Raw genomic sequence first — 14,300 nt, forward strand, 5'->3', positions numbered from 1 at the left:
GGGGCCGGGGGGGGGCGGGGGGGGGGGCCCGCCCCCCCGGGGGGGGGGGGCGCCCCCCCCCGGGGGGGGGGGGGGCCCCCGGGGGGGGGGGGGGGCCCCCGCCCCCCCACGGACCGCGGCCACAGTCCCTGTCCACCGTCAAGGCACGAAGGTGTCCATGCTTCCCGCTGCCCCCGAGAAGGCCCCGCCGTCACGCCCCGAACACGCACCCCGAACCGGAGCGGGGGGAAGAGCGAGGCGGCGCGCGCCGAGCGGGTTGTTCGAGCCGGCCCAGCTCGTCCGTTCCTTCCCCGAGGCGGTACGCAAACTGCATCCGCGCGTCCTGGTGAAGAACCCCGTGCTCTTCGTCGTCTCCGTCGGCGCCGTCCTCACGACGCTGTCGGCGCTACTGCACCCGGCCGTGTTCACCTGGGTCATCAGTCTGTGGCTGTGGCTGACGGTCGTCTTCGCCAACCTGGCCGAGGCGGTCGCCGAGGGCCGCGGCAAGGCGCAGGCTGAGTCGCTGCGCCGGGCGCGCACGGACACGGTGGCGCTACGGCTGCTGCACTGGAGCTACGGCACGAACCTCGCCACCGCCCGCACGGAGGCCGTCGCCGCCACCGACCTGAAGCCACTGGACGTCGTACTCGTCGAGGCGGGTGAGATGATCCCGGCGGACGGCGACGTGGTCGAAGGCGTGGCCGCGGTGGACGAGTCGGCGGTCACCGGTGAGTCGGCCCCCGTGATCCGGGAGGCAGGCGGCGACCGCAGCGGGGTCACCGGCGGTACCACTGTTCTGTCCGACCGGATCCTGGTCCGGGTCAGCGCCCGCCCCGGGCACAGCTTCCTGGACCGCATGATCGCCCTGGTCGAGGGCGCCTCCCGGCAGAAGACCCCGAACGAGATAGCCCTCAACATCCTGCTGGCCTCGCTGACCATCATCTTTCTACTAGTCGTGGTCGCCCTGCAGCCGATGGGCGAGTACGCGAACGCCGCCCAGTCCACGACCGTGCTGGTAGCCCTCCTCGTCACCCTCATCCCGACGACGATCGGCGCCCTGCTGTCCGCGATCGGCATCGCCGGCATGGACCGCCTGGTCCAGCGCAACGTGCTCGCCATGTCGGGCCGGGCGGTCGAGGCGGCGGGGGATGTGAACACCCTGCTGCTCGACAAGACCGGCACCATCACCCTCGGCAACCGGGAGGCGGCCGCCTTCGTCCCGCTGCCCGGGATCGACGAGCGACAGCTCGCCGACGCGGCCCAGCTGTCGTCGCTGGCCGACGAGACACCCGAGGGCCGCTCCGTTGTCGTCCTGGCGAAGGAGCGGTACGGGCTGCGGGCGCCTGCCGAGGGCGAGTTGGCGAACGCCCGCTGGGTCGCCTTCAGCGCCCAGACCCGGATGAGCGGCGTCGACCTGCGCTGGAACAACGGCGCCGTCTGCGCCATCCGCAAGGGCGCCGCCCAGCAGGTGATCGACTGGGTGCAGATGTACGGCGGCCAGGTACCGCCCGAGGCCCGGACGTACGCCGATGCCGTGGCCGCCTCCGGAGGGACACCCCTCCTGGTGGCGGTGCACGACTGGAACGGCCCGCGGGTCCTCGGACTCATCCACCTCAAGGACGTCGTCAAGGACGGCATCCACGAACGCTTCGCCGAACTGCGCCGCATGGGCATCCGCACGGTGATGATCACCGGCGACAACCCGCTGACCGCCAAGGCCATCGCCCAGGAGGCGGGCGTCGACGACTTCCTCGCCGAGGCCACCCCCGAGGACAAACTCGCGCTGATCAAGAGCGAGCAGGAGGGCGGCAAGCTGGTCGCCATGACCGGCGACGGCACCAACGACGCTCCTGCCCTCGCCCAGGCGGATGTCGGCGTGGCGATGAACACCGGCACGTCGGCCGCCAAGGAGGCCGGCAACATGGTCGACCTCGACTCCAACCCGACCAAGCTCATCGAAATCGTCGAGATCGGCAAACAACTCCTCATCACACGAGGGGCGTTGACGACCTTCTCCATCACGAACGACGTGGCGAAGTACTTCGCCATCATCCCGGCGATGTTCGCGGGCTCGTACCCGGGTCTGGAGTCGCTCAACGTGATGGGCCTGCACAGCCCGACCTCAGCCATCACCTCCGCGATCATCTTCAACGCGCTCATCATCGTCGCCCTGATCCCGCTGGCCCTGCGCGGCGTGCGCTACACCCCTGCCTCCGCCCACGACCTGCTGCGCCGCAACCTGCTCGTCTACGGACTCGGCGGCCTCGCGCTGCCCTTCGTCGGCATCAAGCTGATCGACCTGCTGATCTCACAGGTGCCCGGCCTTGGCTGAACCCCGCGCGTCCGCATGGCTCGCCCGTCAAGGTCCCGTATGCGCACGTCAGAGCCCCGTCAGAGACCGGGGTTTCGGCTTGCCCGGCGGGTGCGGGACGGCTTCCATGGATCTCGTGAACAGCGCCTGGCTTCTCTTCGACCGGCCGCCGAGTCCCGCTCGGCCGCCGCGTCGTGCGCCACGCTGACCGGAAGCGTCCGCGTCCCGCCGGCATCGCGTCCCGCCGACGCATGCCGAGCTGACGCCGCGTCCCGCCGACGCCGCTTTCCGTGACCCGAGGGGCGCCGCGATCGGCTCCCGGCGCCCCTCGTTCACCTCTCTCGATCGCACGCCCACCGCCCCTCACCGGGCCGTGCCGACGTGCCTGCAACCCCGGATGGGATCATGTCCAACTCAACCCTCTCCTCTCGTACCGTCCTGGTCACCGGCGCCACTTCCGGCATCGGCTACGAGACCGCGCGGCAACTCGCCGAGCGCGGTGCCACTGTGCTGCTGCACGGCCGTACCGCCGAGGAGGCTCGCGCCGCCGCCGACGCCCTCGTTGCCACCGCGGGTGTTCGAGCCGACCAACTGTGCGCGTATGCAGCGGATTTCGCACGTCTCGACGAGGCGGAGATGCTCGCCCAGCGGGTCGTCGCCGAGCACCCGCTCCTGGACGTCCTCGTCAACAACGCGGGCATGGCCGCCCCGGAGCGCCACACGGTCACCGCCGACGGAAACGAGATCGCCTTCCAGGTCAACTTCCTCGCCCACTACCTGCTGACGTGCCTTCTGGAGCCGGCGCTCACCAGCGACCCGGGCGGCCGCGTCGTCAACGTCTCCTCCTCCCTGCACCGCACGGCCTCCATCAGCTGGGCCGACCCCAACCGCGCCCGCCGCTACTCCCGTCTCGCCGCCTACGCCCAGTCGCAGCTCGCCCTCACGGTCTTCGCGGCCGACCCGCGCGTCACCGCCGTATCGGTCCACCCGGGCGTCTGCGACACCGCGCTGCTGCCGCTCTACTCGCACGAGGGCGTCTCGGCTTCCGAGGGTGCGGGGCACGTGGTCCGGCTGTGCGACCCGGCCGTCGAGATCGTCAACGGCGCCTACTACGACCGCGACGAGCGCGTCGACCCGGCCCCGGCCGCGACCGAGGACCGCACGGTCAAGCGCCTGAACAAGCTGGCGGACCTGCTGGTCGGCCGCACCGCTTGAAGAGCCCCCAGTCTCAGAGGAGTTGACGTACATGTCCAAGCGCGCCCGCAAGAAGAAGGACGGCCGCAAGAAGAAGGCCAACCACGGCAGCAAGGCCGGCCAGAGCTGACCGAGGCACCACCGAGGGCGGGCGACACGGAACAGTCATCCCGGTCGCCCGCCCGATCCGTGTCCATCTCCCAACCCTCCACGAGGCATTGATGATCCCGATCTCCCCTCCGGACCGCCGGGCACTCGCGCGCTGGTTCCCTACGAATTCCCCCGGCCCTGCCACCATCGGCGAACACGTGCTGGCCACGGGCATCGGCCGCTGGTGGGCCGACCGGCCCGTCCAGCCGAGCATGGTCGCCGTCTCCTGCGCCGGCCACGCCGTGCTGCGCGGCAGCCCGGAAGAGCTGACGCCGGACCTCCTCGCCCCGTTGGCCGGCAACCGCCTCGAAGCCCCGGCCCGGTTCCTGCCCGCCCTCGGCACCGCCTTCGACCGGCTCACCCCCTGGGAGCGCATGATCTTGACCCTCCAGACCACGCCGCAACCCGCCAAGGTGCCGCACGCGGTCACCGTACGGCGCCTGGAACCGGCGGACACCGACGCCGTGCACGCCCTCGGCCCGGACGCATCCTGGCTCTCGGCCAGCTGGGGCGGCCCGCGCGGCCTCGCCGCCTCGGGCCACGCCTGGGCGGCCGTGGGCCGAACCGGCCGCATCCAGGCGGTGGCCTGCACCTACTTCCGCGGCACCGGCTACGAGGACGTGGCCGTCTACACCGTCCTCGACCACCGCCGCCACCACCTCGCCCTGGCCTGCGTCACCGCCCTGTGCGCGGACATCACGTCCCGCGGCCACACACCCAGCTGGAACTGCTCTCTCCACAACCGCGCCAGCCGTCTCCTGGCCTGGAACGCCGGTTTCCGCCTGGTCCGCGAGTACGTCCACTACGCGGTGGGCAGCCCGGCGGCACACCATCGGCTCAGCGCTTAGCGAGCACGTGAAGAGGGAGAAGAGGGATACGCCCGTGCCCAAGAAGACCAGGAAACCCCCGCTGCTCACCCTCCCGATCCTTGAAGGCCGACACGAACTCACGGTCACCCGGCTGAAGTGCGGCGAGGACGCCTTCACCGTCCACTACCGGATCACGCCACCACTGCCCGAGTCCGGCGGCGAGTCCCTCGTACTCCCGGTGCTGGAGTACGTGGACGACCTCGGCAACGAGTACGACGACCGCGGCGGCGCCTACGGCCGCCCTCGCCGTCGTTGTCGGCGCGCATCGCCAGCAGCACATAGGTGACCAGAACGATGATCACCACCGACCAGAACACCAGTGACACCACCCCGTACACGTTCTGCGTGGTGACCGGGACGGGGTGCGGGTCGGTCGGATTGAACACGGTCTGGAGGGTGTAGATCGGGCTGGTGCCGATGTCACCGAAGACCACACCGAGAGCACCGATGACCAGTGCGATGCGCACCGTGCCGTGCGCGCTCGCATGATGAGCCTCGGGCGTCCGCGATGGGAATCCGTCGTCCGGCGCGTTCCCCTGCCGGCGGTCGGCCATGGTGATCCTCCTCGTTGCGGACCACTGTCTACGGGCCCGGTGCATCGAGGCGGACAATACCGATCACCAGCGCGAATACTGGTAGGCGGGGGCGCTTCGTCCAACGGCGTCTCCGTCTCGCGGGCCTGTATGGCTGATTACGGCGGATCGCTCGAGCCCATCGGTAGCCGCTGCCGCGACCATCACGGCCGTCATCGGACGCTGTGCTGGACGACGCCGAGGTCTCGCATGCGCTGGCTGGGCCGCCCGTCGGTCGCCTGAACTGGCTTGAATGGGAGGAGGCAGCTCCCCAGGTTTCCTGCTGAAGAGGCGAGATGGGCCCGCTCATAAGAGAGCAGGATGTCGTGCTCGGCCGTGTTACAGGCGGGCGCCGTCAGTGATCCGCCTGCGATGCCACCGACAGGCATGCACATGCCCAGGACTAGCGTCGGGGAACTTCTGGGTCTCAACCTGTGCCGCGAGAAGTGCTTGCTGGCCTCGCCGCCCGCCGCCGAGGGGGTGCCGCCGATCAGGCCCTGTGTCGCGCCGTTGATGTCTCCGTCCGTCGGCGTCCTGGACAGGCTTCTGAGCGCCCGCGACTTCCTGCCGGTCGCGTGGCTCACTGGAGATGTGGCCACCACCGGGAGGCGGGCGGTGGGACCGCGTGCGTGTGACTGGGGTGAGGTCAGGAGAGTCCCGAGGCCCGGAGGACCGCCTGCAGTGCCTCGTCGTCGATCCTGTGGCCCAGCCGTTGCAGAACGTCGGTTCCCTGACGCAAGGTGCCGCGTTCCAGGGAGCGGCGGACGCCGGTGTCGAGTTCGTGCCAGAGCAGCGGGTTGGCGGTAAGGATGCGGGGGTCGAGTTCCAGGCGGTTGCCGTGGACGTCTCGCAGGACCAGGTGGGAGGAGACGCCGTCGTACTGTCGTACGGAGTCCAGCGCGTCCGTGCGGACCACGTGCCGGCGCCAGGGTGTGCGGACCGCGAGCCAGCCGGGGCCTGCGCTGACCCGCTGGGGGAGCAGGACGGCGCACACCGCGCCCGACAGGGTGACCCAGAGCAGGGCGCGCAGAGGCGTCAGGCTTCCCGCGTCCCAGTCGACCAGGAGGCTCAGGGCGCAGAACAGCAGGGCGCAGCCCACCGCGAGCCGGGCGCTGCCACGCCAGTGGCGGTCGCCGGCCGAGCCTGGCGGTCCGCTCCGTCGCATGACGCCGACGCTAAGCGGCCACACGCGCTACGGCGACCGCTGCTTACGCGGCCCTAGCGCCGTACACGCGAATCTTGACGGAATCCTGATGCCTCTCGCCGGAGCCGGGTCTCAGCCGGTGTGGACACGAGGGCGCCTGGCACGGTTCGGTTCCGCCTCGCGCAGGACCTCGCGGGTGACGGGGGCGACCTCGCCCTGGCCGAAGAGGAAGAAGCGCAGGAAGTTGGCGAAGGGGTTTCCCTCGGTCCACTCGAAGTAGATGTGCGGGGTGCAGCCCGTCATGTCCCGGACGTGGAGGAGGAGCGCGGCGAGGGCGTTGGGGATGGAGGAGGACTCCACCGTCAGCACGCGGTAGCGGTTGTGCAGGACCTCGCCACGTACGGTCAGGCCGGCCTCGAACTCGGAGGGGTCGGTGACCGTGACTTCGACGAAGACGAAGTCCTCCTGCTCGGGCATCTCGTTGTCGGCCCGGCTCGTTGGCGATGAACCGGATCTTCCGGCTGGCGATGTCGCGGACGAATCGTTCCGCCATGTCGTCCATCTCGACATGGGTGACGCGCAGCTCGAAGGCACGGGCCAGCCGGGAGGCCAGGGAGACCAGGATGATGCCGACGATGAAGCAGGCGCCGATCTTCACACCGTCCGGGCGCTCGATGACGTTGGCGACGGTGACGTAGAGGAGGACGGCCGAGACCACCGCGAAGCCGATGGTCCAGCCGCGCTGGGCGGCCCTGCGGGCAGCGATGGTCACCGCGATCGCCGCGGAGGACATCAGGACCATCACACCCGTGGCGTAGGCGCCGCCCTGCTTGTCGACGTTGGCGTCGAAGATCCAGGTCACCAGGAAGGCGACCAGGGTGAAGACGATGACCATCGGGCGCACGGCGCGGGCCCAGTGCGGGGCCATGCCGTAGCGGGGCAGGTAGCGCGGCATCAGGTTGAGCAGGCCGGCCATGGCGGAGGCGCCGGCGAACCACAGGATGGCGATGGTCGAGACGTCGTAGACCGTGCCGAAGGCGCCGCCCAGGTACTCGTGCGCCAGATACGCCAGCGCGCGGCCGTTGGCCTTGCCGCCTGACTTGAACTCGTCCGCCGGGATCAGCACCGTCGTGATGAAGCTCGTGGTGATCAGGAACACGCTCATGATCAGCGCCGCGGTCGTAAGCAGCTTCTTGGTGTCCCGGATCCGGCCCTTCGGCTTGTCCTCGCTGTCATCCGGGTCGCCCTGCACGTGCGGCATCACGGCGACGCCGGTCTCGAAGCCCGACAGGCCGAGGGCGAGCTTCGGGAAGACCAGCAGGGACACGCCGATCATGACGAAGACGTTGCCGTGCTCGGTGGTCAGCGCACTGGTCCAGTCGGTGACCACATGCCCGGCGGTCAGGACGTGCCAGAAGCCGACGACCACGACCACGGCGTTCAGCCCGAGATAGACCACCACCAGCGCGACCGCGACGCCGATCGCCTCCAGGAAGCCCTTGAGGAACACGGCGCCCAGCAGGGCCACCAACAGCAGCGTGATCAGCATCTGCTGGTCGTGCAGCGTGCTCGTCAGGTGCGGGTTCTCGATCAAGTGGGTGGAGGCGTCCGCGGCTGACAGGGTGATGGTGATCAGGAAGTCGGTGGCGGCGAAGCCCAGCAGCGTCAGGACGAACAGCTTGCCCTTCCAGAAGGACAGCAGCCGCTCCAGCATCGCGATGGAACCCTCGCCGTGCGGGCTCTCCTCCGCCACCCTGCGGTAGACGGGAAGGGCGCCGGCAAGGGTGACGACGACCAGGACGAGGGTGGCTACGGGGGAGAGCAGGCCGGCCGCCAGGGCCGCGATGCCGGGCTGGTAGCCCAGGGTGGAGAAGTAGTCGACACCGGTCAGGCACATCACCCGGTACCAGCGCTGGCCCTTGTGCGGGGGCTCCGGCTCGGCGTGCGGGCCGGTGTGGCCGCCGTGCTTGCCCATGTCGGACAACCCCTCCAGCATCCACGTGCGCAGACGGCTGGTACTGGGAGGGTGTTCGGTGGTGGCCATGGACGTGCTCTCCTGATGTGCGGCTCAGCGTGGGGTTCCGGCCATCACACGGACGGCGGCACCAGCGTAAGCAAGGAGTGACGCATGGGCCCACATGTATGTCCGCTTAACGCGTCAAGACCGCGTTAAGGCCGAGCGTGTGGCGTACTGCGCCTTCAGGGCCGGACACCCAGCGTCATGTCGTACGACAGGTCCTTGCCGTCACGCAACCAGGTGATGCGGACCCGCAGGCTGCTCGCCTCCGGATGCAGGGATGGCTCGCCGTTGAAGCTGCCGTCAGTGCAGCTGCCGTCCGGATGGGGCATCATGGCGCTGATCACCCTCGTACGGCGGTGGACCTCGCGACGGGCCGGGCGGACCGCCGCCGTACTGACCGCGCTCGGCATTTTCGGCGCGTCGCTGTTCTTCGGCGACAGCATGATCACCCCGGCGATCTCGGTCCTGTCCGCGGTTGAAGGGCTCAAGGTCGTCCAGCCGTCGCTGGAAAGCGCGGTCGTGCCCGTCACCGCGGTGATCATCGTGCTGCTGTTCCTGGTGCAACGCCGGGGAACCGCGGCGGTGGGCCGGGTGTTCGGACCGGTCATGATCGCCTGGTTCACGGCCATCGGCGCCTGCGGTGTCGCCGGCATCGCCGACCACCCGAGCATCCTCAGGGCGCTGTCGCCGACCTACGCCCTGGGCTTCCTGTTCGGCCATTTCGGCACGGCCTTCTTCGCCCTGGCCGCGGTCGTGCTCGCGGTCACCGGAGCCGAGGCGCTCTACGCCGACATGGGGCACTTCGGCCGCCGGGCGATCAGCCGCGCCTGGATGTTGCTCGTCTTCCCCGCCTGCATCCTGAGCTACCTCGGCCAGGGCGCGCTGATCCTCGCCGACCCGCACAACATCAGCAGCCCGTTCTTCCTGCTCGTACCGGACTGGGGGCAGTGGCCGATGGTCGTGCTCGCCACGGCGGCCACCGTGATCGCCTCCCAGGCTGTGATCACCGGCGCGTACTCGGTCACCTCCCAGGCCGCGCAGCTCGGCTACCTGCCGAGGCTGCGGATCGCGCACACCTCCGAGTCCACCATCGGCCAGATCTACGTCCCCTGGATCAACTGGATGCTGATGGTCTCGGTCCTCACCCTGGTCTTCGCCTTCCGCAGTTCGACCGCACTGGCCTTCGCGTTCGGCATGGCGGTCACCGGCACCATCACCATCACCACCCTGCTGTTCTTCTACGTCGCCCGAGCGAAGTGGCGTACGCCCAGATGGCTGGTCGCCATCGGCGCCTCCGTACTGCTCTTCGTGGACCTGCTGTTCGTGGCGGCCAACATGACCAAGCTCGTCCACGGCGCGTGGCTGCCGCTGCTGATCGGCATCACCGCGTTCACCGTCATGACGACCTGGCAACGCGGTCGCGAGATCGTCACCGCCGAACGGGCACAACTCGAGGGGCCGCTCCCCGAGTTCATCGAAGACCTCCGCACAGAGAAGGTGTCGACGCTCCGGATCCCGGGGACGGCCGTGTTCCTCAACCGGGGCAAGCAGACCGCGCCCCTGGCCATGCGGGCCAACGTCGAGCACAACCACGTGCGCCACGACCAGGTCGTGATCCTCTCGCTCGAGACAGAGCCCGTGCCCCGCGTCCCGGCCGACCAGCGAATCGTCGTCGACGACCTCGGCTACGCCGACGATGGGATCATCCATGTCACCGCCCGGTTCGGCTACATGGAGACACCGGACGTACCCAGCACCCTGGCCATGCTCACCCCGGCCCAGACCGAAGGACCGTTGCACCTCGACCAGGCGTCCTACTTCCTGTCGAAGATCGATCTCCGGCGCGGCAAGTCACCGACAATGGCGCCCTGGCGCAAGCGGCTGTTCATCGCCACCTCCTACATCACCGCCGACGCCGCCGAGTACTTCGGCCTTCCCCGCGACCGCACGGTCATCATGGGCTCACACATCGAGGTGTAGACGAGCTCCAGCCGCTGATCGCCGGCGGAGCGGGCCTGAGGTGCACTACGCACGAAGTCCTTCGGGTCCGGGTTCGTCGCTGCCCGCTCCTGTCGCGCGGACGCTGGCATACCCACCGAGCCACACCACGGTCCAGATTGCCGTCGCCACCCGCCAAGGCACACCGAGTGGTGGCGCAGGAGGGCACGTACCTGAGCCGCGCTTGGCTCCGAGTCGCCCAAGGGCCGGCACGTCGACCAGGCAGTAGACAGTGAAGGCGAGCCCCGGCAAGCATGCCCCAGGTCGCGTCCAGCGCTCTCGCGGCGGAGATCTGAGGCGTCTCTGCGGGCGCCAGTGATCAGGCAGCGGTGGCAGGGCGTGAACTGCCGTGGAAGACCTGGCGGGTGTGCCAGTCGCGGTGAGCGGCGGCAACAGGGCTCGCGCCCGGTTGCGGGCCGATGAGCGGACGGCCCGCGAGCGCTATGACGTGCTCGCGGGCCGCGGGGCTGTGGCCGACGAAGTGTTCTGAGACCAGGATCCGGTGACCTCCCCCACTCTCGGCTTCGCTCGAGCGGGGGGACCCCCATCCGACGCCAAGAACACCCTTGTCGAAGAGCTTGTGGTGCAGTGAGCACAGGCACAGCCCGTTCTCGATCTCGTCGGGGCCGCCGAACGCCCACCACCGCACGTGCGCGGCCTCGAGCCCGACCGGCACCGTGCCGATCCGGCCGTCGTAGCCGCAGAAGGCACACTGGTACTCGTAGGCGGTCAGCACCAGTTCACGCATCCGCCGGTCCCGCTTCCTGCGCGCGGCCGAGAGGTGCTCCGTCTCCGCCGACTCCAGATCCAGACCGACCGCCTCGCACAGATCGGCGTGGAGCGAGGGCGGAAAGTGCAGGTCGAGCAGCAACCGGGCAAGCCTGCCGAGCAGTTCCGGTTCGCGTCGTAGTGCTGCCCGCAGGTCCGGCGCCAGCCGCCCCGTGGCACCCGTGTCCCGGAGATCCCGCACCCCGCTTCCGGGACTGCCGGACCCGCGATCGGTGCGTACTTCCCATACGCCGTCGCTGACCAGGTGGTGGAAGGGGTAGGCGGGCGTCGTCTTGTTCGGCGGGCCGTACTCGGTCAGCAGCCGTTGCAGGTCCTGCTCCACCTCGCTGTACCGCAGGTCGCTCTCCGTGTCCTCCTGGAACCGGCCGAGGGCGTACAGGAGTAGCAGCGGCTTGTGCGGAGCACGAGTTCCGTTCCTGGTCCACTGCCTCAGCTTCGCGGCACGCCCCAGCCAGTCCATGGCGGGTGATCATAGTGACGCCCGGCCGTCGCGGTCACCGCCGCTGCTCGGACGGCCGTGGCTCAGTGTGCAGGGCGGTCATGTCGAGCAGGAGCATGGCGTCGTGGTCGGGGGTGCCGGGCTCGGCGGTGTAGACGCCCATGCGGTGGCCGGGGGTGCCTTCGAGGGCCATGCCCTGGAAGGACAGGGTGAGCTTGCCGACCTGGGGGTGCTGGAAGGTCTTGGTGGCGATCTTGCGGCCCGTGACCTCGTAACGCTCCCACAGTCCCACGAAGTCCAGGCTCTTGAGGAGCAGTTCGCCGACGAGCTGGGTGAGGTCGGGTGCGTCGGGGTCGGTGCTGGCCAGGGCGCGCAGGCGGGCGACGCACCCACGGATCTGGTTGTCCCAGTCGGGGAACAGCGCGCGGGCGGGCGGGATGGAGGAAGAGATAGCGGGCGAGGTTGCGCTGCTTGGCGGGTCAATCGGCGATGCCCGCGTAGAGCGCGAGGCCGCCGGGATTGTGGGCGACGACGTCCATGCTGCGGCTGACGATGTAGGCCGGGTTCGGGCGCACGGTCTCCAGTAGCAGCTTCAGGTGAGGGTGGACCGTGCGGCTGGGGGGGAGTGAGGACCGGCGTCGGCCGCGCAGCGCCTACCGCCGCCAATGCGGCGAGGGGCACTACACGCAGACGTCTCGGCAGCCCACAGCGCCGACCGCTGCCGCGCCTGGTTTGCCTGACTTTCTTTCAGAAATCGCGGAAGGAGAGGCACAACGCTCCTCATCCTCGCGTCACCGGTCGAAATCCCTTTTCTGCAGGCTCAAGAATGGCCACGCACTCCACATGCGGCATCGCCTCCAGCCGGGGTCGGACGAGGATGCCAAGCTACCGGCCGGATTCATTGTGCCCGGGAGAGAAGCGCAACAACTCTTCATCGAGTTCGAGGCACCTTTTCAGGGTTCATGCCGGAAGCTCGTGGCTACCAGATCCAACTGGACCATCTACAACAACGCGCCGGTCGAGCTGGCCAAAGAAGATCAGAAAAGGGCGGATGCTGCACTCCTTGAGTTGTTGGAAGAGCAAGGAGACGACTCCGCTCCGGGCGGCAGGAGACCACGACGTTCTTCCGATGACGACGGCGACGCCAGCACGAGCCGCTGACGCAGCGCCCGTCGGCCGAGCACGCTCCCGCTGCGATCAGGAGATCACGCACGCCGACAGGTTCCGCCCGCAAGGAGAGCGCCCGGAGGTCAGAGGACGCCTCAGAGGCCACTCGGATTCTCACGAGCAAAGGGGTACAGCCTGATGGACAACGGGCAGGTCCCGTGTCGCGTACTGCGCATCGGACGTACGACGCGCGTCGTCACAGCATCCCTGCTCCAGGCCCTGGAGAGCGGGGAACCACGAGTAGAAAGGTCCCCGGCCTTCATGCTGCCCAGCTAGCTGTGACGCGTATAGGCCCCGTTGGGATCTTGCTGACGGGGCCTCTACGTCTAACTGACGCCCCTATAACAGGGGGACGCTGGATACCGTCCTGACCAGGTTGAAGACCTCTCGGGCGGCATATCGCTTGAGGCATCGGATGATCTCGCGTCGGGTCTTGCCCTCCTGGGTGCGGCGTTCGAAGTACGCCTGCGTGCGCGGGTCGTGGCGCAGGCGGGTGAAGACGATGCGGTGCAGGGCGGCGTTGGCCCGGCGGTCGCCGCCGTAGTTGAGCCGGCGCGTGCTCCGCCGGCCAGAGGAGTACTCGACTGGGCTGACTCCGCAAAGGGCAGCAAAGGATGCTTCGGTGTTCAGCCGCTCGGGGTTGTCTCCCATGGTGATCAGCAGGGTGACGGCGCTGTCCGGGCCGATGCCCACCGGTACGAGCAGCTGTGGGACGTGACGTTCGACGAGCCGGGTCAGGCGTTGGTTCAGCTCATTGATCTGTCCGGTGAGCTGTTCGATGCGTTCGGCGAGCATGCGCAACGTCATGTGGGTGGCCTGGGCCACCGCGTCCTCGTCTCCCCCACCATCGGGCGGGCTGAGGGTCGCGCAGGTGCGGAACAGCTCGGCATTGCCCAAGCTCGACAATTGCTCCCGCAGGGCGGGGTCGGCGATGACCAGGACGGCCTTGAGCTGGTTGATCGCCTGGGTACGGGCCTTGACCGCGGAGTCCTTGGCGAGTTTGTAGATCCGGGCGCTGTGCACGGGTCCGTCACCGGATTTGGCCTGGGCTCGGGCGCGACCGCTGAGCACGGCTCGCGCTGCGGCCTGCGCATCGAGCGGGTCCGACTTCCCGAGCAGACGGCGAGCCGACCGGTCGGGCCGGTTCACTTCAAACACCTGGATCTGCTGGGTCACCAGGTAGCGGGACAGACCCGCGCCGAAGGTGCCGGTGCCCTCCACGCCGGCCCGGCGCACCGTCCCCCGCTTGCGGGCCCACACGAGCAGCTGCCGATACCCCGCCGCCGTGGCCGGAAACGACTCGTTACCCAGGACCTTCCCCAGCGGGGAGATCACGGCGGCGACATGCATCTCGCCGTGCGTGTCCACGCCCAGTACGACCTCTCTCCGCACGGGCGGGTCCGTGTTCGAGGAGGTGCTGCGCTGTCTGGTCGTCATGGTGGTTCGCCTCCCGCGTGGTGACGTGCTGGGTGGATGGCACCGGCCCGCATGGGCGGTCTGAACCGTGATGGCGCCTGAACTCGGCAAGGCCCCTATTGGGACACGCCCTGTGGCTCGGTACCAGCAGGCGCCATGAGGGGCCTCGCGTTTTTCGGACAGGGTCTGGCAGAGCAATTCATGCCGTGAGTTGCAATTCCTGGAACTCGGCGTGCACTTCGCCCGGGGGGC

The 14,300-nt window shown here is 69.1% G+C and carries 11 protein-coding genes and 3 pseudogenes; 7 read left to right on the forward strand and 7 right to left on the reverse strand.

Features of this window, described 5'->3' with window-relative positions:
• Nucleotides 1-157 precede the first annotated feature (157 nt).
• From kdpB to ACZ3TS_RS37060, 5 genes are all read left to right on the forward strand, one after another.
• Complete coding sequence (gene kdpB, locus ACZ3TS_RS37040; protein ID WP_467626329.1) at nucleotides 158-2,311, forward strand: potassium-transporting ATPase subunit KdpB; 2,154 nt, start codon at nucleotides 158-160, stop codon at nucleotides 2,309-2,311.
• A gap of 384 nt (nucleotides 2,312-2,695) precedes the next feature.
• The gene (locus tag ACZ3TS_RS37045) at nucleotides 2,696-3,505 is read left to right on the forward strand and encodes an SDR family NAD(P)-dependent oxidoreductase (protein WP_467626331.1); all 810 of its coding nucleotides are present in this window, start codon (nucleotides 2,696-2,698) and stop codon (nucleotides 3,503-3,505) included.
• Nucleotides 3,506-3,536: 31 nt separating this feature from the next.
• A complete protein-coding gene (locus ACZ3TS_RS37050; protein ID WP_467626341.1) occupies nucleotides 3,537-3,614 on the forward strand; it encodes a hypothetical protein in 78 nt (25 codons plus the stop codon).
• A 91-nt stretch (nucleotides 3,615-3,705) separates the two neighbouring features.
• On the forward strand, nucleotides 3,706-4,482 hold the full coding sequence (locus tag ACZ3TS_RS37055) for a GNAT family N-acetyltransferase (RefSeq protein WP_467626332.1): 777 nt from the start codon (nucleotides 3,706-3,708) through the stop codon (nucleotides 4,480-4,482).
• Nucleotides 4,483-4,516: 34 nt separating this feature from the next.
• On the forward strand, nucleotides 4,517-4,789 hold the full coding sequence (locus ACZ3TS_RS37060) for a hypothetical protein (protein WP_467626342.1): 273 nt from the start codon (nucleotides 4,517-4,519) through the stop codon (nucleotides 4,787-4,789).
• Nucleotides 4,790-4,799: 10 nt separating this feature from the next.
• On the opposite strand, the pseudogene ACZ3TS_RS37065 reads toward ACZ3TS_RS37060, so the two are convergent.
• From ACZ3TS_RS37065 to ACZ3TS_RS37080, 4 genes and pseudogenes are all read right to left on the reverse strand, one after another.
• A pseudogene (locus ACZ3TS_RS37065) lies at nucleotides 4,800-5,102 on the reverse strand (KUP/HAK/KT family potassium transporter); the annotation flags it as partial.
• Between the two features lie 619 nt (nucleotides 5,103-5,721).
• On the reverse strand, nucleotides 5,722-6,240 hold the full coding sequence (locus ACZ3TS_RS37070; protein ID WP_467626333.1) for a hypothetical protein: 519 nt from the start codon (nucleotides 6,238-6,240) through the stop codon (nucleotides 5,722-5,724).
• A gap of 111 nt (nucleotides 6,241-6,351) precedes the next feature.
• Nucleotides 6,352-8,263, reverse strand: a pseudogene (locus tag ACZ3TS_RS37075) (amino acid transporter).
• 155 nt (nucleotides 8,264-8,418) lie between these two features.
• On the reverse strand, nucleotides 8,419-8,571 hold the full coding sequence (locus ACZ3TS_RS37080; protein WP_467626335.1) for a hypothetical protein: 153 nt from the start codon (nucleotides 8,569-8,571) through the stop codon (nucleotides 8,419-8,421).
• Between ACZ3TS_RS37080 and ACZ3TS_RS37085 the strand changes: the two genes are divergently transcribed.
• The gene (locus tag ACZ3TS_RS37085) at nucleotides 8,570-10,219 is read left to right on the forward strand and encodes a potassium transporter Kup (protein ID WP_467626337.1); all 1,650 of its coding nucleotides are present in this window, start codon (nucleotides 8,570-8,572) and stop codon (nucleotides 10,217-10,219) included. The two genes, ACZ3TS_RS37080 and ACZ3TS_RS37085, sit on opposite strands and share 2 nt — an antisense overlap.
• Before the next feature lie 337 nt (nucleotides 10,220-10,556).
• Here ACZ3TS_RS37085 and ACZ3TS_RS37090 read toward each other — a convergent pair whose 3' ends face one another.
• Both ACZ3TS_RS37090 and ACZ3TS_RS37095 read right to left on the reverse strand, forming a co-directional pair.
• Nucleotides 10,557-11,486, reverse strand: a complete 930-nt coding sequence (locus tag ACZ3TS_RS37090) for a phosphorothioated DNA-binding restriction endonuclease (RefSeq protein ID WP_467626338.1) — start codon at nucleotides 11,484-11,486, stop codon at nucleotides 10,557-10,559.
• A 34-nt stretch (nucleotides 11,487-11,520) separates the two neighbouring features.
• Nucleotides 11,521-12,085 (reverse strand): annotated as a pseudogene (locus tag ACZ3TS_RS37095) (MmyB family transcriptional regulator); the annotation flags it as partial.
• A 223-nt stretch (nucleotides 12,086-12,308) separates the two neighbouring features.
• Here ACZ3TS_RS37095 and ACZ3TS_RS37100 point away from each other — a divergent pair.
• A complete protein-coding gene (locus tag ACZ3TS_RS37100) occupies nucleotides 12,309-12,626 on the forward strand; it encodes a hypothetical protein (RefSeq protein WP_467626339.1) in 318 nt (105 codons plus the stop codon).
• A 345-nt stretch (nucleotides 12,627-12,971) separates the two neighbouring features.
• Here the strand turns inward: ACZ3TS_RS37100 and ACZ3TS_RS37105 are convergent, their stop codons facing one another.
• Nucleotides 12,972-14,069, reverse strand: coding sequence for an IS110 family RNA-guided transposase (locus ACZ3TS_RS37105; RefSeq protein ID WP_388633605.1), 1,098 nt, complete (start codon nucleotides 14,067-14,069; stop codon nucleotides 12,972-12,974).
• Between the last annotated feature and the right edge of the window lie 231 nt (nucleotides 14,070-14,300).

Source organism: Streptomyces sp. NPDC022910, from assembly GCF_055561075.1.

Coding starts and splice junctions, on each gene's coding strand:
- kdpB (WP_467626329.1), top strand. CDS start 158: ATGCTTCCCGCTGCCCCCGAGAAGGCCCCGCCGTCACGCCCCGAACAC.
- ACZ3TS_RS37045 (WP_467626331.1), top strand. CDS start 2,696: ATGTCCAACTCAACCCTCTCCTCTCGTACCGTCCTGGTCACCGGCGCC.
- ACZ3TS_RS37050 (WP_467626341.1), top strand. CDS start 3,537: ATGTCCAAGCGCGCCCGCAAGAAGAAGGACGGCCGCAAGAAGAAGGCC.
- ACZ3TS_RS37055 (WP_467626332.1), top strand. CDS start 3,706: ATGATCCCGATCTCCCCTCCGGACCGCCGGGCACTCGCGCGCTGGTTC.
- ACZ3TS_RS37070 (WP_467626333.1), bottom strand. CDS start 6,240: ATGCGACGGAGCGGACCGCCAGGCTCGGCCGGCGACCGCCACTGGCGT.
- ACZ3TS_RS37085 (WP_467626337.1), top strand. CDS start 8,570: ATGGCGCTGATCACCCTCGTACGGCGGTGGACCTCGCGACGGGCCGGG.
- ACZ3TS_RS37080 (WP_467626335.1), bottom strand. CDS start 8,571: ATGATGCCCCATCCGGACGGCAGCTGCACTGACGGCAGCTTCAACGGC.
- ACZ3TS_RS37090 (WP_467626338.1), bottom strand. CDS start 11,486: ATGGACTGGCTGGGGCGTGCCGCGAAGCTGAGGCAGTGGACCAGGAAC.
- ACZ3TS_RS37100 (WP_467626339.1), top strand. CDS start 12,309: ATGCGGCATCGCCTCCAGCCGGGGTCGGACGAGGATGCCAAGCTACCG.
- ACZ3TS_RS37105 (WP_388633605.1), bottom strand. CDS start 14,069: ATGACGACCAGACAGCGCAGCACCTCCTCGAACACGGACCCGCCCGTG.